Origin of the sequence: Leucobacter chromiireducens subsp. chromiireducens (genome assembly GCF_016758255.1) — a bacterium.
GTDB classification, from domain to species: Bacteria; Actinomycetota; Actinomycetes; order Actinomycetales; family Microbacteriaceae; genus Leucobacter; species Leucobacter chromiireducens.
This window is the reverse complement of sequence record NZ_QYAD01000006.1, coordinates 105,018-126,203: the sequence shown is the minus strand read 5'-3', so window position 1 is coordinate 126,203 and position 21,186 is coordinate 105,018. Positions and strand designations below refer to the sequence as shown.

At 63.0% G+C, this 21,186-nt stretch carries 15 protein-coding genes; 7 read left to right on the top strand and 8 right to left on the bottom strand.

Features of this window, described 5'->3' with window-relative positions:
* Nucleotides 1-74 precede the first annotated feature (74 nt).
* Both D3226_RS14450 and D3226_RS14445 read left to right on the top strand, forming a co-directional pair.
* Nucleotides 75-734, top strand: a complete 660-nt coding sequence (locus D3226_RS14450) for a response regulator transcription factor (protein WP_202383255.1) — start codon at nucleotides 75-77, stop codon at nucleotides 732-734.
* Nucleotides 734-1,900 (top strand): sensor histidine kinase, encoded by a 1,167-nt coding sequence (locus tag D3226_RS14445; RefSeq protein WP_202383254.1) that lies wholly within the window; start codon nucleotides 734-736, stop codon nucleotides 1,898-1,900. Before D3226_RS14450 ends, D3226_RS14445 begins: the two co-directional genes overlap by 1 nt.
* Nucleotides 1,901-2,583: 683 nt before the next feature.
* On the opposite strand, the gene D3226_RS14440 is transcribed toward D3226_RS14445, so the two are convergent.
* The 7 genes from D3226_RS14440 to mobF form a co-directional block, all read right to left on the bottom strand.
* Nucleotides 2,584-2,997 carry a group I intron-associated PD-(D/E)XK endonuclease gene (locus D3226_RS14440; RefSeq protein WP_202383253.1) on the bottom strand — a complete coding sequence of 138 codons (414 nt, stop codon included), beginning with the start codon at nucleotides 2,995-2,997 and terminating at the stop codon, nucleotides 2,584-2,586.
* Nucleotides 2,998-3,791: 794 nt separating this feature from the next.
* A complete protein-coding gene (locus D3226_RS14435) occupies nucleotides 3,792-4,973 on the bottom strand; it encodes a tyrosine-type recombinase/integrase (protein ID WP_157992956.1) in 1,182 nt (393 codons plus the stop codon).
* A gap of 222 nt (nucleotides 4,974-5,195) precedes the next feature.
* Complete coding sequence (locus D3226_RS14430; RefSeq protein ID WP_130452373.1) at nucleotides 5,196-6,512, bottom strand: hypothetical protein; 1,317 nt, start codon at nucleotides 6,510-6,512, stop codon at nucleotides 5,196-5,198.
* Nucleotides 6,513-8,654, bottom strand: coding sequence for an ATP-binding protein (locus tag D3226_RS14425; protein WP_130452372.1), 2,142 nt, complete (start codon nucleotides 8,652-8,654; stop codon nucleotides 6,513-6,515).
* 60 nt (nucleotides 8,655-8,714) lie between these two features.
* On the bottom strand, nucleotides 8,715-10,535 hold the full coding sequence (locus D3226_RS14420) for a DNA cytosine methyltransferase (RefSeq protein WP_157992955.1): 1,821 nt from the start codon (nucleotides 10,533-10,535) through the stop codon (nucleotides 8,715-8,717).
* Nucleotides 10,536-10,800: 265 nt separating this feature from the next.
* Entirely contained in the window at nucleotides 10,801-11,151 is a 351-nt protein-coding gene (locus D3226_RS14415) for a hypothetical protein (RefSeq protein ID WP_198677396.1), read from the bottom strand.
* 151 nt (nucleotides 11,152-11,302) lie between these two features.
* On the bottom strand, nucleotides 11,303-14,863 hold the full coding sequence (mobF, locus tag D3226_RS14410; RefSeq protein WP_130452370.1) for a MobF family relaxase: 3,561 nt from the start codon (nucleotides 14,861-14,863) through the stop codon (nucleotides 11,303-11,305).
* Between the two features lie 146 nt (nucleotides 14,864-15,009).
* On the opposite strand from mobF, the gene trxB reads away from it, so the two are divergent.
* From trxB to chrA, 5 genes are read left to right on the top strand one after another with little or no spacing between them, the layout of a single operon-like run.
* On the top strand, nucleotides 15,010-15,996 hold the full coding sequence (trxB, locus tag D3226_RS14405; RefSeq protein WP_130452369.1) for a thioredoxin-disulfide reductase: 987 nt from the start codon (nucleotides 15,010-15,012) through the stop codon (nucleotides 15,994-15,996).
* Nucleotides 15,993-17,090 (top strand): ACR3 family arsenite efflux transporter, encoded by a 1,098-nt coding sequence (gene arsB, locus D3226_RS14400; protein WP_130452368.1) that lies wholly within the window; start codon nucleotides 15,993-15,995, stop codon nucleotides 17,088-17,090. Before trxB ends, arsB begins: the two co-directional genes overlap by 4 nt.
* Nucleotides 17,087-18,103, top strand: coding sequence for a metalloregulator ArsR/SmtB family transcription factor (locus tag D3226_RS14395; RefSeq protein ID WP_130452367.1), 1,017 nt, complete (start codon nucleotides 17,087-17,089; stop codon nucleotides 18,101-18,103). The genes arsB and D3226_RS14395 overlap by 4 nt, the downstream gene beginning before the upstream one ends.
* Nucleotides 18,104-18,123: 20 nt before the next feature.
* Nucleotides 18,124-18,531 (top strand): arsenate reductase ArsC, encoded by a 408-nt coding sequence (locus D3226_RS14390; RefSeq protein WP_130452366.1) that lies wholly within the window; start codon nucleotides 18,124-18,126, stop codon nucleotides 18,529-18,531.
* Nucleotides 18,528-19,766, top strand: coding sequence for a chromate efflux transporter (gene chrA / locus D3226_RS14385; protein ID WP_241988925.1), 1,239 nt, complete (start codon nucleotides 18,528-18,530; stop codon nucleotides 19,764-19,766). The genes D3226_RS14390 and chrA overlap by 4 nt, the downstream gene beginning before the upstream one ends.
* Here chrA and nhaA read toward each other — a convergent pair.
* Nucleotides 19,738-21,114, bottom strand: a complete 1,377-nt coding sequence (gene nhaA / locus D3226_RS14380; protein ID WP_130452365.1) for a Na+/H+ antiporter NhaA — start codon at nucleotides 21,112-21,114, stop codon at nucleotides 19,738-19,740. The genes chrA and nhaA overlap by 29 nt on opposite strands.
* Nucleotides 21,115-21,186: the final 72 nt, after the last annotated feature.

The following is a 21,186-nucleotide window of genomic DNA, read 5'->3' as shown; positions in this document are numbered from 1 at the left end:
GATAGCTTGGTTCTAACCCCGCCCTAACCCCCATCAGCGATGCTTGGAGCGTTGGTGTTGAGATCGGAGCATGAATGAGAGTCCTTCTCGTAGAAGATGACGCAGACCTCTCCGCAACGCTTAGCGCATCTTTGACGCGTGACGGGCTCGTGATCACCGTGGCCTCAGACGGTGTTTTCGCTCTGGAGCTTCTATCGGAGCGTTCCTTCGACGTTCTCATTCTCGACCGCGACTTGCCGCGGATGAGCGGCGACAGCGTATGCCGGGAGATCCGCTCTTACGGTGATTCAACCCCAGTTCTGATGCTCACCGCGCTACATGACGTCCACCACCGAGTGCACGGATTGGAGATGGGCGCGGACGACTATCTCACGAAGCCTTTCGCGTATGACGAGCTACTCGCGCGATTGCGCGCGCTCGGACGCCGCCGCATGACCCCGGTTGAGTCCGAACTCGAGTTCGGCAGCATCAGAGTGTTTCCCGAGCGAGGTACAGCGTCAATTCACGGGCGACATATTCGCCTCGCACCTAAAGAACTTAACGTTCTCGAGGCTCTCGTGCGATCCGCTGGAAAACCGCTGAGCGTGGAGCAGCTGCTGGAGCACGCATGGGAAGCGCCGGACGCTGTGTCGCGAGGGGTTGTCAAAGTCGCGGTCCATTCACTGCGACAGAAACTCGGTCAAGAGTCGATCACACACTCGCCGGGGTTTGGCTATCGACTGGAAGAGAATTGATGACCAGTCAGCGCGGATCCCTTGCCCTCCGGATCGCAGCGCGTTCGGCGATAGTACTGGGTTCCGTCTCCGCCATCGCGCTCGTCGCCATTTGGAGCGTGCTCACTTCCGTCACATCGGCGAGCGTTGTCGTAGACCCGCCTGAACCCGCCAGCGGCCCGCAGGCAATCGAAGCCGTGCTCCAGTTCAGCTCAAAGATCACGGGCACGATATTGGCAATCTCCGCTGTATCTCTCGTCTTGCTGGTTGCGGTAGGGACGTTGATTTCCTATCGAGCGGCACAGTCGTCACTCAGCCGTGTCGAGAGCATCAGTACACATACCAGGCGCATTACCTCGAATACGCTCAACGAACGGCTTGCTCTGTCCGGACCCCCGGATGAAATTAAGAATCTTGCAGACACTATCGATGAGACTCTCACGAAGCTCGAAGAAGCATTCTCCCAGCAGGAAAGATTTGCCGCGAATGCCTCCCATGAACTTCGCACCCCACTGACTGTGCTGCGCACGACCATAGAGTCGATCCAGCGGGACTCGCTCCCTGCGCAGAAGGACGACGTTGACCGCTTGATGAGAAACGCCCTCAAGATGGAAGCAACCATTGACGCCCTCATGCTGCTTGCACAGTCCAAGGCCCTGCCCGAGGAACGCAAGCATCTCCTCGATCTCAGCGCAACGCTGGAAGTGGTTGTTGAAGAGCTCTCGCCCAAGCTGGCCAGCCGGGGAGTCTTCTATAGCGTTGTCGCAGAACCCTGCGTTCACACCTTGGGCGATCAGGTACTGCTCTTGCGCGCAGTGCACAATCTCGTAGAGAACGCCGCACTGTACACGCCTCCAGGAGGCACGGCAGTTTTCGCAGTGCGACGAGATGGAGGCTTCTCTGAGCTTGTGGTCACCAATTCGGGGCCACGCATAGAAGCCCAAGTGGCTGCACAACTCACGGAGCCGTTCAACAGAGGCTCTGATTCTCGCCTGCAAACCTTCCGAGGGACCGGCCTTGGGCTATCTATCGTGCAGGCAGTTGCGCATCAGCATGGCGGGCGCCTGAGCATCGAAGCAAACGCAGATGGGGGTATTCGTGCGATCTTGCGTCTCCCAAACAGCGAAAAGGTCGGGGACCAACCGAGTGTCGATCCCCGACCTTTCGAGCAGCGGCCCGCTACCTGAAGTAGTACTTACCAACCCCAGTGGAGATGCCGCATGAGGCCCACGCGCTAGAGCTACCAGTACTCCAGCCAGAGTTGAACGAGGCGCATCCGTGCTGGGCGTACGACCTCCCTTGTGTTCCTCCCCAAGTGCTCGTCGACGCACTCGCGTGGAACGGGCCGGCAAACGCGCTCCCATTTCCCCCTGCATATGCGGGAGCCGCCGCCAGGAAACCTCCTGTGGCCAGCAGCCCAGCAAGAACCAAAGCTCCGAGCCGTTTCTTCGTCTGAACCTTCATCTCGATCACTCCTTTGTGTATCGACGAGCTGCCCACGACAGCATGCGTCTGGGGTTGAGATTCCTATGCTTCCGGACGCAATCTCGGCTAGGCGACTTCCCATAGAAAGTTAGGGGCCCTGCGGCGTGGCCCATGTACGGAATTGGGTAAGAATAGCTCCCCCATAGGTGCGCACAACTGATCATGGTGAGCGACGGGCTCGGGGATGCCATCTCGATCTGGGGGCGGAGCGATGAAATCTTCGAACGAAGAGGTAGCGACGCTGCTGGGGGCGTTGCATGACACGTTTCTGTTAATGCCCTGACTACAGCTTGGGGTCTGATACACGTTTAGGCGACAGGTTGACCGAGCCTACAGTTTGGTAGCTTGCAGGCAAACTGGAATTGGCACGCACACTGCGATGGCGTTAAGAGAGCTGTTCTGTTTTGGGGGCGGGCAAGCTTTGAACACGAAAGCCTTGGTATTGGTGGAGATGGATCGCGTGCAGGCCGCCGACCTCGGCGAGCGGAATCAAGTAGTAGTCGAGCGCTCCAGTAACTATGAAGAAGTCGTCGATCTCTCCCGGGACGTAGGTTCTCCGCGATTTCCGCGCCGTGGAAAGATACGCCTTCCAGGTGGAACCCGCCCGGGTGACCGTCGTCTTCACCTGTACCTTTCTTACGTGGTCTCCCCGTGTCACGATCAAGTCGAAGCGACTCGGCTCCAGCGGCCACGACACGCCCCAGCCGCACAAGGCAAACCATGCCGCCGCGAGCAGCGGGCCGGCCCGGTTGAGATGCACGAGGCTCGGGCTCGGAATTTCAGGAGCTCCGCCGCTCATCTCAGATTCGAGGTGGGCAGCCTCGATCCGGAGTCTCGCTGCGTGACCTTGCAACGAGGCCGCGGAAGCAGAGCCACGCATCCCGAGCACTTCTGCTACTTCCCCCAAGATCGTGAAGTCGCTACCGCAGTTCTCAACCGCGCTTCTGTCCAGGGTCGCTGCCCGTGGAAATGCTTGTAGCTCAGGGCGAGCGTGTCAGCTCGCATTCGCGCGGAGCGAGCCGCGCTCGAAGATGACTGGGGAATATCGAGCTCTCGGAGGACACCTCGCCATGAACTCGCTTCAGAGATCGCTTCCGCGAGTTGGGCATCTGAGTATCTCGGCGCCTGAGCCATACCGAGACCCTACGCCGCACCACCGACATCCGTTCAGATCAGACAGCCTGCTGGCGACAGGGACGACAAAGGCCTGATCAAATGAATTTGATCAGGCCTAATCTGTCGGGCTGACAGGATTTGAACCTGCGACCCCTTGACCCCCAGGCAGACGGATTGGCCACTTTCCCCCACTTGACCGGGGTTTTGGTGTTCCATGCGTTGCACAACGCGTCACGTTTTGCACGCTTTGCAGGATGTTGGCCACTAGATTGGCCCACCAACTTCCTAGCTGCCGAGCCGCTTTAGAACCTAGTTTATGGCGAGTTTATGGCAACCGTATCCGACGCGATCCACGGCTCGCTGCTCCGCGCCGCTCGTGCGCTTAGCCTGAGTTCGGCCGCCGAACGCGTCAGAACGAAACGTATACAGATAGCGGTCACTGTCTACGTTCCGTTCCGACCGGTTCGCCACCTGTGACTACGCCGTTCCTCCGTATCGTTCTTCAAGCATCCGGGCAGTGGCAGGGTTCACGAGGTCGTCGCGCACGATGTAGTGCTGTGCCGTGATCCGGGGGTCGGTGTGCCCAAGGAGTTCGGCGGCGAGGTCGATACCTCCAGCGTTGTTGATCGCGGTTGCCCCGGTGCGGCGGAAACGGTGCGGTGTGACACCGGTCAGTCCGGCCTTCTCCATCACGTCGCGCAGGCGACGGCGGACGTTGTTGGTCGTCAGCGCACCTCCGCCACGGTTGCAGAAGAGCAGCGCATCGGGGTCGATCGAGAGCCGCTTCCTCAGCCTCGCCTTGATCGCTCTTACCGCGAACGCCGGCAGTGCGATCTTCCGCACTGAGCGGGAGGTCTTCGGATGGTCCTGCCTATGGGTTGGTTCTCCCTTCCTGCTGATGATGGTGCCGGCGATCTTCACCGTTGGGATCGTGCTGCGCAGGTCGAGGTCTCGAATGCGGATCGCAAGCACTTCCCCAATGCGCACCGAGGTGCCGAGGAGCACTTCGACGACTTGCCCTAGCTGCCCATCTGGTCGGGGGCCGGCGACGATCGGTCGCCCTTCCCACGCACGCACGGCCTCGCGGATGAGCGCGATGTCGGAATCTTCGAACGCATCCGGCGTTCGGGCCGGTCGGCGCAGGCGAGAGACGTGATCCATCGGGTTCCGTGTGATCGCCTCGTGCCGAACGGCCAGGCCGAGCGCGAGCCGGAGAACGACCCTCGCTTGTCTGGCCCGGTTGTAGCTCTGCTTCGCGAGTTGCTTCAAGAAGTAGTCGCACCGTGCGACGCCGATTTCCCGGAGGGTGAGTTCGGAGAATGCGGGAGCGACGAGGGTGCGCATGTTGCGCTCATAGAGCAGTCGCGTGGTGCGGGAGAGTCGGTCTTCTACCTCCATGTCTTCGAGCCAATAGTCCACGAGTGCGGAGAACTTGCTGTCGGCGCTGAGGCTGACGAAGCCAGGTTGGAAGAGAGAGCGTTCCGCGAGCTTGCGTTTCAGGGCGAGTTCCGCGGCGGCTTGGGTCGCACCGGTGCATTGGACAGCCCGGAGCTTCCCATCCCAGTCGCGGTATCGAGCACGTGCCTCGCAGTGGCCTTTGCTGATCTTGCGGTGGCTGATCTTCCCGAAGGTGCCAATTGGCGTGCGGGGCCTAGCCACGCGGATCCCCGCAGGAACATACAGTCTGAACGATCTGAGGAGAGCTTGAGTCAGGCGCCTGTTGAACTATTTGCATTCGACCAGCCTGCCCGGTTTGCCCTGATGTTTTCAGCCCGACAACACTACGTATCCATCTCGCACAGGCTGAGCGCAGTCGCGCGGGAATAGCAACGTCATGCGGCGTGCGTGTCGCTAGTCTGAACACGCGACCTAGTTCGAGAGCTACCTCGCGGTGGCTTTGAACCGCACGATTCCTGGCCTGGAACTGTGATGGCTGACCACCGAGACAAGTTCAAGAAGTAGTTGCTCTTTGATGCGTCCGAGGGCATTAAAGCTAGCCGCAGTCTTTGCACCACGTACTCGCACGAACCGGGGATCGACGAAGATCTGGACAATTCCTTTTCCGAGGTCCAACTCTGGGGAAACCCAACCAGTCGACTTCGGATTTAGCTCGTGGGATTTCTCTCCCTCTTTCACGGGTAGTAGCGCTGCCAACGCGTACGGTATCGGCCCCACAGCCTTCTGAGCGTAGTCGCAAGCAGCGCCGATACGGATCTGCGCGACAGAGGCCTTGTACTTCGCAAGATCGATCCTCACACCCTTCGCAAGAATTTGCTCCATGTAGGCGGTCTCATCGTCAAGCCCGAACTCGTTCCAGTCGAAGTTGGCCTCAGGTTCGCAGACTGCACCCCACGCGACTGGTGAAATCTCTCGAACTTTATCTGGCTGGGTGATATGCAGCTTGGTATTCAGCATGCTCACCTGCGCCTTCGAGAGCGCCGGTGCAGGCTCAGTAGCCGATTCGAAGGCGCGACTCCATTCGTCATTCACCTCAGACGCGTTCTGAAGGTGGTCTTGCAGCAGAGGAAGGAACGCGGCATGTACAGAAGCGCGAGGATCGTCGGCCGCGTTCGCGTGCCCAACAGCCTCTACTGCGAGGCGCTTAAGAAGCGTCGGAAGAGGGGCGTCTCCATCAAGCTCAGTCGTGAGTGTGGTGATGTCGGATAAGACCCTTGTTGCTGCGCTGAGCACTTCGGCCTCCCACTGCACGAGCGCGTTCATCGCCGGTTGAGCGCTCAAGTGTTTGCGAATATCTTCGACCAGATCACCGGCTGTTTGTTCACCGGTTCCTATATCGATGTAGTCCGTCTTCGACAATGGAACAATCGCGATCGGCTTCGTATGAGGGGTTGAGGCAAAGAGATTGGTCTCAAGATAGGACTGCAGTTCCGCCACTCGACCGGCTTCATCTGTCCATAGGACAAGTATGTACGGCCCGTTGGTCGGCTGGATAAACTTGCCAAGTATCCGCTGGATCTCCGCGAAATGACGGTTGAAGTCGCTGCTCGCCGAGCGGTCCTGGAGCTGCAAGTCGATGAAAATCGCCCTTGCAGCAGCAAACAATTCCTTGGGCGCGTCCTTCTCGGGGGTGTAATGGACGCGAGCACAGACAGAACCGAGCGCCTGGATAGTTGTAGCGATCGCTTCAAGATGGTTCAGGTCGTCGTCGATGACGATGAATCGCGGCGGTGTAAACATTCAACCTCTCGGGAAGACAAGGGCGAGCGCGGCACCATCATAATCTGGGCCGAGCGGAACAAGGTCAGTGTCCACCATGCGGAGCGAACCGCCAATCGTGTGCATGATGAGGTTGACGTAATACAGGCCGACTCCGATACCGTCGGGACGGCGTGTAAAGAAGGGTTCCGTTGAGTCTTCGAGCCCATCAGCAAAGCCAGGCCCGTTATCCGCAATTATCAATGCGGGACCGCTGTAGGACTCGGTGTCGACGGCGATCAGCAGTTTGCGATTCGAGTCACCCTCGTTCTCCGGCCATCGTGAGGACAGCCAATAGACACTGTTGTCGATGAGGTTGGTTACAGCGCCGAGGACAAGTCCGAGAGGGAATCTCGATAACGCGAAGAGGGCGTTCGGGCTTCGATCTACGCGTATTTCGAGATCGATGTCGTGGTTCGAGAGACGAACAGAGTTCAGCTCTGCGGCACGTTCAGCAAGGTCGCGAACATCGTGATCCGATGCTTGACCTTTGCGCAGAAGATCACCGAAGCTATCGAGCACCGCCACAAGGTCTCGCGCCTGCTGGACTGCACGCGTTGCGTCAGCCCCTCCGCGAAGCGCGGTATGCAGCAGTCTGACCCCATGATCAATCTCGTGGTAGACGATCACGAGCGACATGCTGGAAATTCCCGCACGGAGCATAATCTCCCGCATGTCGTCATATGCCTTCTGAGCTTTGTCGATGAGCGGGTCGACCTCGTTAGAGAGATTGTTCTTCTTTGCAAGAGTCTTTATCTGCTGGAGTGGCTTCTCAATTCCACCACTCAGCGAGTCACGCTTCTTGGACAGTAGCTTCCGAAGGTTCTGCTTGTCCTTGTTGCGCTCAGACTCGAAAACGGCAATCGCTCCGCGAATCAAAGCTCGCATCCGCCCAAGCGCGATACCTTCGACAAACCCTTCACGGTTCGTCTTTTCTTCCAGGCTCCTGCTTTCTTCCAGCGAAAGGTCGACCGCGCCGACGACGATGTTGTTGCTGATCCTTTTCGTTGGAGAGTTCACTCGTCGGATGTCGAGACCAAGCCAATCGTCGCCTGGCTCTCCGTAGTTGTAGACTCTGATCCCATCGCGATAGACGCGGATGCCGCCACTTTCGTTCAGGAACTCCTGTAGTGAGGCGCTGTGCCCGATCTTCTCGATCACATCTTTGTCGCGGTCATAGACCATCAACGTGCCTGAGAGCGGACCGATACCTTCCTGATGAGCAAGGCTGCTCCTGACCGCACGAGGGGGCTTCTTCTCAGCCTTAATCAAATCTTGGTCGCGTTCGGGGAGATCCTTAGGGTCCAGCAGGACACCATACTCCGTCCCCTCGACGGTACGTGGACTCAAAGCGATCCCGTTAAACCCTCGGAACTCATAGCGCCAACTGAACTGGTTGCCTTCGAGTGAGAAGGTGAATCTCCACGGCGCACTTTCGAGCAAGGTCTCGGTGTCCGGAACGTCGTCAAGCCACTTCTTCTGCTGAGGGAGGATGAGCGTGGCCGCGAAGTCGTCGGAACGAGCCGCGAAGGGAGATGAGATCGAAGTAATCTGGCGGAAGAGGCGACGAACTTCTCCCCGAGTCCAAGGCTCGCCGCGGAGCCCGGTAACGGCTACCGACGTTCCCTGCTTGCCGATAAACAGCGCGGGTTCGCGTTCAACGATCTCCACGCGCGCCTCATCCAAGAACTCTGAGTTGGCGATCTCTTCCCAGTCGATCTTCAAGACCAGCTCTGGGCCATCAGCCTGGCGTGTCACGACTTCAACCGCACGGCCAAGCTTATGGACAGCGAACCGGCCCACGCCTTTCTCGCCGAGTGGTAGCCGCCCTCTGGTTGTCCGAGTACCCTTTGCACGATCTTTGGCCTTGTGATCATGCCCGGGCACAAGCCAGATGTTTCGTAGCGTGTCGTATGACATCCCGTCACCGTCATCGACGACCTCAATTGTCGCGTCCGGTGTGTCCAGATGCGACATAGTGACTTCTGCTCGCGTCGCATCAGCGTCGTATGCGTTCTTCACTAACTCGAAGATCGCAAGACGGGGACTACCGATGAGTTGGTCTCCCAGGAGCTGAAGCAGCCTTGCCCGAGGACGGAAACGAGGGATGTCTTCCTCAGTCATATGTGCTCCCTCGGTCCGGCAGAACGGAAAGTCGAGCCGATGTTCCGCCTAGTCATGTGTCTACGCTACCTTTTCATCGGACGGAGCGAGCTCGGTATTGATGATCTCTCTAGCCTCTTCCTCCGTCAGCGCCCGGATCGCGGCCATGCGCAATGCGGCATCCTCCCCCGCACCAACCAGTTGCGCTAGGGCGACCTTAATGTCAGTTCCCTGCCCTCTTTGTGCTTCGGGTAGCGCGAGCAGAATACCAACGACCCCGGCAATTCGTGCGTTGATAATTAGTTGATTGCTTCCCCGGAGCATTCGGAACGCACTCTGCTGCAACGGTCGGAGCAAACCATCCACAGCAATTACTTCCTCCATGTCGGAGGAATTTTGGAAGCTGGCGAGCGCTTTATCAACCGCGTTCCGCCTCGCCTGGGTGAACTTGGTCGCGTTGATACTGTCAACGACATCCTCGGTGATCTGCGTCACACCGCGAAACGGCGCCATCGTCGCCGCAGCCTGAGCAGGTTGGAGCTGGTGAACCTCGAGTAGCGCAGAGAACGCGGCCGCGAGTGTCGTCATCTCCGGGCCAGGAAAGAGCCACCATGCATCCTTCCTGCGTTCTTCCGCCCATTCCGCAAGCCGACGTCTAATCTCTGAGGCTTGAGGACGACACGTCTCGTCAGTCGTCTCGTTGGCACGGACAGATTCAGCGACCGCCAGGCCCAGGATCGGCGGAACCGCGTTCCCGATCTGTCGGAACGCATCGCTACGTGTTCCCGCAAACCGGAAGGTGTCAGGGAACGTCTGGATGCGTGCGGCTTCCCTGACTGTCAGCGTCCGGTGCTCAGATGGATGGATATACCAGTAGCCATCCTTCGCAATATGGGCCGTGATAGTCCTGCTGAGGTCGTCCCACGGCAGCCGCTTGTACTTATCGTTGAAAGTGTCAGAGCGATATCGTTTGAGGCGGTCTGGCAAGTCGGAGTAGAGCGTCGAAGACGTCATCAACTCGAATGCTTCTCTATCGTCAGCGCGCACCGGACGCGTCATGTGGTCATGAATGACCTTCGATACACCTGGAGGGCGCAAGCGCTTCGCTAGCTCGCTCGTCGGTTCGCCCAGGTAAGGCAGTTCTCGGGCTCCAGTCGTGTCGTTCAAGGAGGGCAGATCTGCGATTGCATCGCGGACGGTTGGACCGCTCGTACTGAGCGAAGGCCAAACTGGCACGGCGCCATCGCGACGTGCCTGAAGGATGAACCGTTTGCGATGCTGCGGGACACCGTGCCGCCATGCGTCAAGCAGCCTGTAATCCACGATGTAGCCGGCTTGCTCAAGAGTCTCTGCGATCTCTCGAATCACAATGAGGTCGTCACCGATGGCCATATCAGGAACGTTCTCCATGAGGACAGCGCGAGGCTGCAAGGCGATCACAACGTCGATGAAAGAACGCCACAACTCCTTGCGAACGTCGACTGCGTCACGATTGCCTTCTTCGACAAGGCTTCGGATCTTCGCCCGACCGGCGCGACTAAACGGCTGGCAAGGCGGTCCGCCTGCGACGAGGTCGATGCCGAGTGGCCGCAGCTTCTCGATCAAGGTGTTGACCTGATCCTGATCTGACATGTCAACGTCTATGGCTTGTCCGCGGAAGTTTGCACGGTGCGTCTCCAGGGCGGCCTTGTCGTGATCGACAGCAGCAACCACTGTCCAGCCAGCTGCTTCGACGCCCGCCCCAAGGCCTCCCGCTCCTGAGAACAGATCGACCGCAAGGGGACGACCAGATTTCTTCTCAGCCGCGCACCATTCGGTGAAATTCTCATCTTCGGGGGCATCAGGATGCCGAGGAAGGGTGAGCGGTGCTGAGCGTTCAAGCTTCACTGCGTACTTCACCACGCGCGGGCATCCCTTCCAGACTTTGGCGTTCACCTCCAGGAGAACACGACCGATGTCGCCTAGGGCGCGCGACGCGCCGAGCCGACACGACCCCAAGAACACTCTACTGGCCCCCAGGGGCGTCTAGGAAAACTCCTGGTCACAATACGTTTGACTCCACCGCGATCAATTACAGCCTTCTCCCGGGATGCTAGCTATCACCCGCCCCACACGCTGACGAAGCAAGAGGGTGCGGCAGCGCCCTGCTCAGTAGGGCTACGTCGTCTCAACGACGACGCATATCGACGCGTCGACGACCTTTCCATCGCGCCCACGCTTCCTGGGCATGACATCTTGCGAGGAGCAGCAGGCTGATCGGTCCGAGCGCGAGGAACGCGATCCCCATGACGAGGCACCACAGGAACGGGACGCTGAACAAGGCATGCCCTCCGTCCTCGAGAATGCCTTTGAAGAGGTTCGCGACGAGGAAGTAGGGCACCGCGATCAGCATCGCGGGGACGCCCCACTTGTGGCTGTCGCGACGGTGGATGATCCGCTGAATGAGCCGGAGGCTGGGAACGTAGCGGTTCAGCGTGGCGACCACGCTCGCGACTCCCGAGACGATGAAACCCAACATGATGATTCCTCTCAATAGCGCACTGCTGTAGGTAGCGGCGCTATTGAGGTGGCCCGAAGGTCCGGCCCGGAGGCGAAATGTGTCATGCAGGTTTCTGCCGCTGCCCTTCCACTGTACGTCGAGCCTTTGAGAAGCGGAACCCTCGGGTCGCTTACAACGACCGTCCGCCCCGGCGGGTGAGTGCGTTCGCGGCGGCCTTCGGTCGTGCCCGCTGGGTTGTGAGGGCTCGTGCGCGTTGGATCGCTTGTGCGGCGCGGGCTTGGTCGATCTTCTGCGCGATCCCATCCGCCTCCGGGCCGAGGGCGTCGCCACTGGCGATGTCGTAGCGGTCGCGGTACGCGGCGACCGTGCGCGCATACCGCGCCCAGGCTTCCTGCTTCCGCGGATCACCGGGCCGCGCCCCAAGCGTTCGCACCCACGGCGCGCCTTCAGCGGCTGCTTGTTCGGCGAGGGCGGTGGCGCGTTGTTCGATGAGTTGGTGTCGTTCCGCGAGCGCCTGCCGCATGTCCAGTTCGGTGATCCCGCCGGCGACCGGGATCAGGCCCGCGATCAACCGGGGCGCCTGCGCCGCATGCCCGCCGCTGGCGGGGTGCTCGGTGGCGGTCGCGATTCGCCAGTGCAGTACGGAGGCGATGTCGTCGGCGTCATCGAAGCCGCGGGCTTTGGCCAGGCGTGGGAAGAGCCGGTCAACGTCGTGGTGGTTCGCTTCGGCGCGGCGGAGCTCCGCGGCGAGGGCGCCGAAGGCGTCGGAGTCGAGCACGGCATCCGCCTGGGTGGTGGTGAGGCCGGATGCCCGGATGAGGGTGGCCCAGCGGTCGTGTTGGGCTTCGGTGGCGATGGTCTCGTACTCGGCGGCGAGTTGCCGGATCGACCCCCACCGTTCTTGCTCCTGCTCGATCGTCTCGTGCACCGACAACTCCGCCCCAGAGTGGTTCAGCACACCGAACAGGACGCGCCGTGCTGCTTCTTCTGGGTCTTCGACTTCGTGCGGGTGCTGGTGCGCGTCGTCGGGTGCGTCGACGGCGACGTAGGCGTGGTTCCCGTCGCGGCCGCGGGTGAACGCGACGTACAGGTTCTCCCTGGTCATCGAGGGATCGACCAGCACATGTGCCGTATCGACGGTGACGCCTTGGGCGCGGTAAGCGGTTACGGCGTAGCCGAGGTCGAGGTTTTCGGCGACGTAGTCGGCGGGCAGCACGATCGACCCGCCGCGATCCCGGTTGGCGGGCCGGATCGTCAAGGAGCCGTCGGACCGAACCTTCGTGATGATCCACCGGTTCCCGTTCTGCACCCATGCCGAGCCTGAGCGAAGATCCCGCCGGTTCTTCCGAGTGATGACGACATCGCCGACTGCGGCGGTCGCCCCGCCGTCGAGAGTGACTTCGCCGCGGATGGGCTTGACGATGCCGGCGAGGATGAGCTCGGTGCGGGCGCGGAGGTTCAGGGCGGTCATGGATTCTGAGGCGTCGGTGACGAGGATCGACGCAACACCGGTCTCCCGGTCGGCTCGCCACGCCTCATACGCTCGTGCGGTCATGTCCTCGGTTTCGCCGCTGGTGATGCGGCCGGCATCCTGGTAGGTGTCGATCACGTCGGTGTGGCCGAGGCGGAGCCCGAGTGACGCTCGCTTCTCCCACTCGTGCGTGAAGCGGTGGATCGTGAAGAGCTCCGGGGTATCGTCGCGATCGGCGGCGAGGAGGCCGAACGCTCCGGCGGCTTCCACGGCCTGCAACTGGGAGTAGTCGCCGACCAGCAACACCTTCGCACCCGCGTCGGCGGCGAGGCGCGTGATACGGTCAAGCGAGAGAGTACCGGCGAGGCTCGCTTCATCAATGATGACCAACTGCCCCGCACGGAACTCGGCACGCCCTATCTGGTGTAGCGTCCACCATCTCGCGGTGTTCTCTGTCTGGATACCGAGGTCGTCGGCGAGGACTTCCGCAGCGACCACGGACGGTGCGAGCCCCACCACCGAGCTCTTCCCGTGCTGCTGTTCCCAGGCGTGGCGTAGGGCGTTCATCGCGGTGGTCTTCCCGGTCCCGGCGGGGCCGACCAGTAGATCGAGCATCCTACCCGAGACTGCGATCTTGGTGAGGGCGGAGGCTTGGTCGGGGCCTAGCATCCGCCCTTCTCGATCCGGTGCACCCGTCACTCGTTCGATCACCGAGAGCGGCACGGTTGGGCCGGTCATCGTGCGGGAGCGCTCTAAGAGCCGGGCTTCGGCTTCCAGCAGCTCGGTCGAGGAGAACAGGGCTGAGTGGCGGGGCCGGAACGCGCTCGTCCCGTCAGCCCGCTGGAACCTGGCTGGCGTCGAGGCCAGCTCCGGCGGCGTGAGGCGAAGCGAGGCACGCTCGGCAGCATCGACCACCAGGCCGGTCACGGCCTCCCGATCCCGGGTCGTCGCGAACCGATACTCCATCGTCTGCCGCGCCGCCTCCGCGGTCAGGTTCCACCTGTGCCACGTCGACCGTTTCGCGACCACGGCCTCGACCACGGAGTGCGCGATCGCTTCGATCAGGTCGAGCGGCACATCATCCGCCCGCAGCACCCGCACCTCACCGGCAGGGATCGCGTCACGCGCCCACGCGCCGGCGTCACGCCCCAGCTTCCTCGAAGCACGCCTACGCCATTCAGCCGTGAGGTCCGCAAGGGAACGAACCGTTTTCTCGGGTCGGGTTTCGAGGGTCGCTTGCGCGCGGAGCTTGATGACCGTCGCCGCCGACGGCTGACGGCCGTGCCACTGCACGTAGTCGGCGATGAGGCGATCCTTCGCAGCGTCGATCTGATGGGCGCGAGTGGAGAACTCGAGCACCAGTTCTTCGGGCACCGTGGTGATCGCCCAGGCCGGGTTCCGGTCCCGGCCGCGCTCCCGTGCTTCCCATTCGACGCCGAGGAGGCGGGTGAGGTGGTCGGCGATGATCGCCTCGTGCAATTCGGAGAGCGCGACGGTTGCGGCGTGCATGGGGCGGCCGTCGAGCGACCGCCACCGCCCGTCGAGCACGGTCTTCACTTTGTTCGAGACGACGACGTGCGTGTGCAGGTGCGGGTCGGAGGCTCGGGAGTCGTAGTGGTCGTAGGCGGTCGCCGCGATCCCGAAAGTATCGACCTGGGCGACCGCGCCGCCGTCGGCGCCGGTCGATCCGATGCGGGTGGCGGCGACCTCGCGTTCCATGAACTCGATCACCTCCGTGATCGCCGCATGATGCGCGTCAGCGATCATGGCCTGTGTGCCCGCGTCGGCGACCGCCCAGAGCACCGACGCCGACTTCGGTAACGAGAACGTATAGTCGTACCCCGCGACGGCCTTCCGCGTGCCCCGGCGTCGTTCGTCGTCCTCGATCAGCGCGACGGCCTCCGCACGGGAGGCCGGGCCGAGCTCGGGGTCGAGGGCTTCAACTCTGGCTTCAATACGCTCGGATGGGGTCGAGTAGACCGGGTAGGCGTGCCCGAGCGGATCACCCGTCACCGGATCGCGGCCCATGCCGATGAGCAACTGCAGTTGCTCATCCGACACCTCATCCCCGGTCGCGATCTGGCCATTGACGAGATGCGCGACACCGGCGCCGAGCCAACTGCCGGGCGGGTTGCCGACTTCGACATAGTACCGCGTGAGCGGGGTGGACAGGGATCGATCGCCATCGCCGGTGACGACGGAGCGCAGGAGGTACTTGTAGCCATCCCCGGCACTCATCACCCGCATCGATACCGTCATCACTTGTCAGGTAGGGCTCCGTCCCCTGTGGGGAGATAGCCCCTCGTTGACGGGCGAGAGGGAAAATAGATAGTCGAGAGATGAACTCTTGGCGAACTGCGTCATCATGACTTGCGACATGTTTCGATATTCATCAATATAGAAACATGTCGATTCAAGAGCTAGAGCTGGTCATTGTCGGTTCGGGTCCTGCCGGATACACTGCGGCGCTGTACGCCGCTCGTGCGGGGCTCGCCCCGATGGTGGTTGCGGGGTCGGTGTCGGCGGGAGGTGCGCTGATGACGACGACTGAGGTTGAGAACTTTCCGGGCTTTCTCGCCGGTGTGCAGGGCCCGGAGCTGATGGAGTCGATGCGCGTGCAAGCCGAACGATTCGGAGCACAGATCGTGTACGACGACGCGACCTGGTTGGATCTCGCGAGCGAGTGGAAGACCATCGTGACCGGTGGCGGCAGCACCTATCGGGCCAGGGCGGTGGTCCTGGCGATGGGGTCGGCGTATCGGAAGCTCGGCCTCCCTGAGGAGGATCGCTTGTCTGGTCATGGGGTGTCGTGGTGTGCGACATGCGATGGGTTCTTCTTCCGGGACCGCGAGATCGCGGTGGTCGGCGGTGGAGACTCCGCGATGGAGGAGGCGTTGTTCTTGACGAGGTTCGTGTCGAAAGTGACGATCGTGCACCGGCGAGATGAGTTCCGGGCCTCGAAGATCATGGCGCAGCGGGTGCTCGACCACCCCAAGATCGAGGTCGCATGGAATAGCGAAGTCGCCGAGATTCTCGGCGACGATCAGGTGACCGGGCTACGTCTGCGCAACACGACGACGGGTGCGGAGCGGGTCTTGGACGTGGCGGGAGTGTTCGAGGCGATCGGTCATGACCCGCGGTCGGAGCTCGTGGTCGGACAGGTCACGACTGACAGGGATGGGTATGTGACCGTTGCTCATCCCTCAACTCGAACGAATCTTCCGGGCGTATTTGCCGCTGGAGACCTGGTCGATCACACCTATCGGCAAGCGATCACCGCTGCAGGCACAGGTTGCGCCGCGGCCCAGGACGCGCAGCACTACCTCTCGAACCTTGCCCCGGTCGCGCCGGTAATCGCGGTCGCAGATCCGACCCTCAAGGTGTCCGCATGACCGCCGTGACGCCGCGCGTCGCTCCGAAGCGGCTATCCACGCTCGACAAGTGGCTGCCGTTGTGGATCGGGCTCGCGATGATCTCGGGGCTGGCGCTGGGCCGTTTCATACCTGCGTTGTCGGGTCTGCTGGCTCGGCTGGAGGTCGCTGGCATCTCCGTGCCGATCGGGATCGGGTTGCTGGTGATGATGTACCCGGTGCTTGCCAAGGTGCGCTACGACAGGGTCGCCGCCGTCACCGGCGATACGAAGCTCCTCGTCTCCTCCCTGGTGCTGAACTGGGTCGTCGGGCCCGCGGTGATGTTTGCGCTCGCCTGGGTCTTCCTGCCGGATCTTCCCGAGTACCGGACCGGCTTGATCATTGTGGGGCTGGCGCGGTGCATCGCGATGGTGGTGATCTGGAACGATCTCGCCTGCGGAGACCGTGAGGCCACCGCAGTGCTCGTCGCGATCAACTCCGTCTTCCAGGTCGTAATGTTCTCCGTGCTCGGATGGTTCTACCTCACCGCGCTCCCGGCTTGGCTTGGCCTCGACACCCAAGGCCTCGATATCTCGGTGTGGCAGATCGCGGTGAACGTGCTGGTGTTTCTTGGCATCCCCCTCCTCGCGGGTTTCGCGTCCCGCTGGATCGGCGAGCGGCGCCGCGGCCGGGCCTGGTACGAGGAAAAGTTCCTCCCCGCTGTCGGGCCGTGGGCGCTGTACGGGTTGCTGTTCACGATCGTGCTGCTGTTCGCACTGCAAGGAGAAGCGGTCACGTCGAACCCGCTCGCGGTAGCCCGCATCGCTGTGCCGCTGCTGGTCTACTTCGCCCTCATGTGGTTCGCCGGGCTCCTCCTGGGCAAGGTGCTCAGCCTGGGCTACGCCAAGTCGACGACCCTGGCGTTCACCGCCGCCGGCAACAACTTCGAGCTGGCGATCGCGGTCGCTATCGGCACCTTCGGCGCCACGTCCGGGCAGGCACTCGCAGGTGTGGTCGGACCGCTCATCGAGGTGCCCGTGCTCGTCGCCCTCGTCTACGTCTCCCTGTGGGCGGCGCGAGCCTGGTTCCATATCGACCCTTACACCACCCGATCACTTGAATCGAGGGTTTCATGACCGACACAACCTCCCTTCCGGCAGCTGACTCCTGCGCACCGTCGGTGACGCACGCGATCGGCACAGATGCGGCCGTCACCGTGGCGGGCGCGCTGAAGGCGCTCGCGGATCCGCTGCGACTGCGGATGCTGTCGGCGATCGCGGCCGACCCGCGGGGCGAGTCCTGCGTGTGCGACCTCGCGGAGCTCTCCGACGTGTCCCAGCCGACCGTCTCCCACCATCTGAAGGTCCTCAAAGACACGGGGATGCTGCAGTCCGAACGGCGCGGCACCTGGGTGTGGTACCGGATCGCGGCCGGCAAGCAGCAGGCAGTCGCAGCGCTCCTCGACGCTTTCGCCCCCGCCGCGATCACAGGTAACCTCGGGGATCCCGAAGACTCAGAGGATGCTCTGCTTCGTGCGGAAACCCTGCGCGACATGGATGGACGAGTGACGCGCCTAGGCGAAGAACTCGCGGACGAACTGACCGGGCTGAGCCGGGATCTGGTGATCGCGATCGTCCGCGAGTCCTATGCGAGCCTCGTGCGATCCGCGAAGGTCACCCGTCATCTGATCCCGCTGACCGAGCGCTTCGTCCGTCAACGCCTCACCGATCTCGCCCGCGACAGGTCGTCCGGGGTGCCACAGGTGCTGTTCGTGTGCGTGCAGAACGCGGGGCGGTCGCAGCTCGCCGCCGCAATCGTGAACCAGCTCGCGCGCGGTCGCGTGATCGCCCGTTCCGCGGGCTCCACCCCGGCCACGGACGTGCACCCGCGCGTCCGGTCGCTGCTCACCCAGATCGAGGATGAGCACGACGCAGTCGCTGCGTTCCCGAAGCCGCTCACCGACGACGCCGTGCGTGCCGCCGACGTCGTCGTGACGATGGGATGCGGCGACGTCTGCCCGATCATTCCCGGCGTCCGCTACGAGGACTGGGCCGTCGGAGACCCCGCACTCGCCTCCCCGGAAGGCATCGACGCGATCCGCGACGACATCGAACGCCGCGTGCGCACCCTCCTCGCCACCCTCACCTAGTTGAAAGCAGCGAACTGAATATGACCGATCAGAAACCTTCCGTGTTGTTCGTGTGCGTGCACAACGCCGGACGATCCCAGATGGCCGCCGGCTTTCTCCGCCACCTCGCGGCAGGCCGCATCGAGGTGCGCTCTGCCGGGTCGATGCCCGCCGACAAGATCAACTCCATCGCGGTCGAGGCCATGCGAGAGGCGGGCATCGATATCACCGCCGAGCAGCCCAAGGTGCTGAGCACCGAGGCAGTGCAAGCTTCGGACGTGGTGATCACCATGGGCTGCGGCGACGCCTGCCCGTTCTTTCCCGGCAAACGCTACGAGGACTGGAAACTCGACGACCCCGCCGGCCAGGGCATCGACGCGGTGCGGCCGATCCGCGACGAGATCAAGACGCGGGTCGAGACGCTGATTTCAGAACTGCTCGAACCGTGACCCATGACGCGCCCGCAGCACCCGCGCGGCCGTCCGGGAGCGCCGCGGAGGTGTTCCGCGCGTTTCTGAAGCTCGGTGTCACGTCGTTCGGGGGGCCGATCGCACACCTCGGCTACTTCCGCGAGGAACTCGTCGCCCGCCGCAAGTGGGTGAGCGAGGGCCAGTACGCCGAGTTGGTTGCGCTGTGCCAGTTCCTCCCGGGCCCGGCGTCGAGCCAGGTCGGGTTCGCGCTCGGCCTGATCCGCGCCGGCTTCCGCGGCGCGGTAGCCGCGTGGGTAGCGTTCACACTGCCCTCAGCGCTGCTGCTCGTGCTCTTCGCCATCGGCGCCGTCAGGCTCGAGGGCATAATCGGGCAGGGCCTGATCGTGGGGTTGAAGGCGGTCGCGGTCGCGGTCGTCGCGCACGCAGTGATCGGCATGGCGCGCACGCTGACACCGGATCTGCGGCGCATCCTGATCGGTCTTGCCGCCGTAGGCTTGGCGCTCCTGCTCCCCGGCAGCCTCGGGCAGATCGCGGCGATCCTCACCGGTCTCGTCGCCGGGGTGCTGTGGTGCCGCGGTGCGGCCGTGTCTCGCGCGGAGGCACTCACGTTGCGCGTCTCCCGTAAGACGGGGATCGCGGCGCTGGTCGTCTTCGGCTGCCTGCTGGTGGGCCTACCGGTGCTCGCCGCGCTCACCCAGAACACCTGGGTCCAGATCGCTGACGCATTCACCCGCGCCGGGGCGCTCGTGTTCGGCGGCGGGCATGTCGTGCTGCCGTTGCTGCAGGCCGAACCCGCCGTTGCCAGTTCGATTGCTCCCGAACAGTTCCTCGCCGGCTACGGGGCAGCCCAAGCCGTTCCCGGCCCGCTCTTCACCTTCGCCGCCTACCTCGGCTTTGACATGGTGCCTGGCGCGCTCGCCCCCGTCGCAGCGCTGCTCGCGCTGATCGCCGTCTTCGTGCCCGGCCTTCTCCTGCTGGTCGCGGCTCTGCCGTTCTGGGATCGTGTGCGCCAGAACCCGAACATCCGAGCGACGCTCGCGGGCGCGAACGCGGCCGTCGTCGGAATCCTTGCCGCGGCGCTCTGGACCCCGGTGATCACTTCCGCGATCACCGGGATCCCATCCCTCGGCATCGCCGCAGCATGCTTCCTGCTCCTCACCGTGTGGAAGCTTCCCGCATGGATCGCCGTCCTCCTGGGGGCAGCGGCAGGGGTGACCGTGACCGCTACCGGCGTGGGCCTGGCCTGGGCTTGAACCAATCAGGTTCCTGTCCCTGCTGGTAGACGTCAGGGATGCCATCTGCGTCCGCATCAACCGCATCGCGCAGCGCGATGCGCCGGTACCGGCGGTTGCGGGTGCCGAGCAGGATCGCCGCGCCCGCTGCGGCGATCACGGAGGCCGTGAGAATCGCGACTTTCGCGTAGTCGTGCTCCACTGCGCCGGCGGGGAAGCTGAGTTCGGCGACGAGCAGCGACACGGTGAACCCGATGCCGGCGAGGAGCCCGACTCCGATCATGTCGATCCACCGCAACTCCGGGTCGAGCTTCGTGCGGAGCGCCTTCGTGGTGAGCCACGTCGTCGTCACGATGCCGAGCGGCTTGCCTAGGACGAGGGCGGCCACAATCGCGAAGGTAATGGGATTCGTCATCGCGTCACGGATCCCCGCAGGCCCGCCGACCGAGACCCCGGCGGCGAAGAACGCGAAAACCGGCACCGCGATCCCGGCCGACAGCGGGCGGAAACGGTGCTCGAACTCCTCCGCGAGCCCCGGACGGCCCGAGGCCGCCTCCCCGTCTGCGCGGCGGTGGAGCACCGGGATCGTGAATCCGAGCAGCACGCCCGCGATGGTGGCGTGCACGCCGGAGGCGTGCATCAGCGCCCACGCGACGACTCCGATGGGGAGCAGGATCAGCCAGGCCGCGAATGGGTGGATCCCGAAGAAGGCTCGGTAGCGTTGCGCGATGAACCCGTAGACCGCGATGACCGCGAACGCGAGAAGCAGCGGGAGGATCTCGATGTGGTCGGTGTAGAACACGGCGATGATGCTGATCGCGAGCAGATCGTCGACGACGGCGAGGGTGAGGAGGAAGATCCGCAATGCCGGGGGCAGGTGGGAGCCGATGATCGCGAGGACAGCGACGGCGAACGCGATATCCGTGGCGGTCGGGATCGCCCACCCCGCCCGGAGCTCGGGCTGCTGCCAGACGATCGCCGCGTAGATGAGTGCGGGCACGGCCACGCCGCCTGCGGCGGCCGCGATCGGGACGATCGCGGTGCGGAACTTCCTGAGGTCGCCGGCGACGAACTCTCGTTTGAGTTCGAGGCCGACGAGGAAGAAGAAGATCGCGAGGAGCCCGTCAGCGGCCCATGCCCCGAGGCTGAGGTTCAGGTGCCAGGGCTCGTAGCCGATCTTGAGATCCCGCAGTGCGAAGTACGCGTCAGCGGCGGGAGTGTTCGCCCAGATGATCGCGATGAGTGCGGCGGCGACGAGCAGCATGCCGCCGACGGCTTCTTTGCGCAGCAGCGCGCCGATGCGCGTCGCCTCGGCGAATGTGCCGTAGCGAGGGAAGGTTCGATCGGGTGGTGTTTGGGTGGCGTTCAAGTCATCTCCTGGAGTGGGCTTGCAGGCTGAGAGAGATCAGCTAGAACCAGACCCCTGCGCCGCGTCGGGACG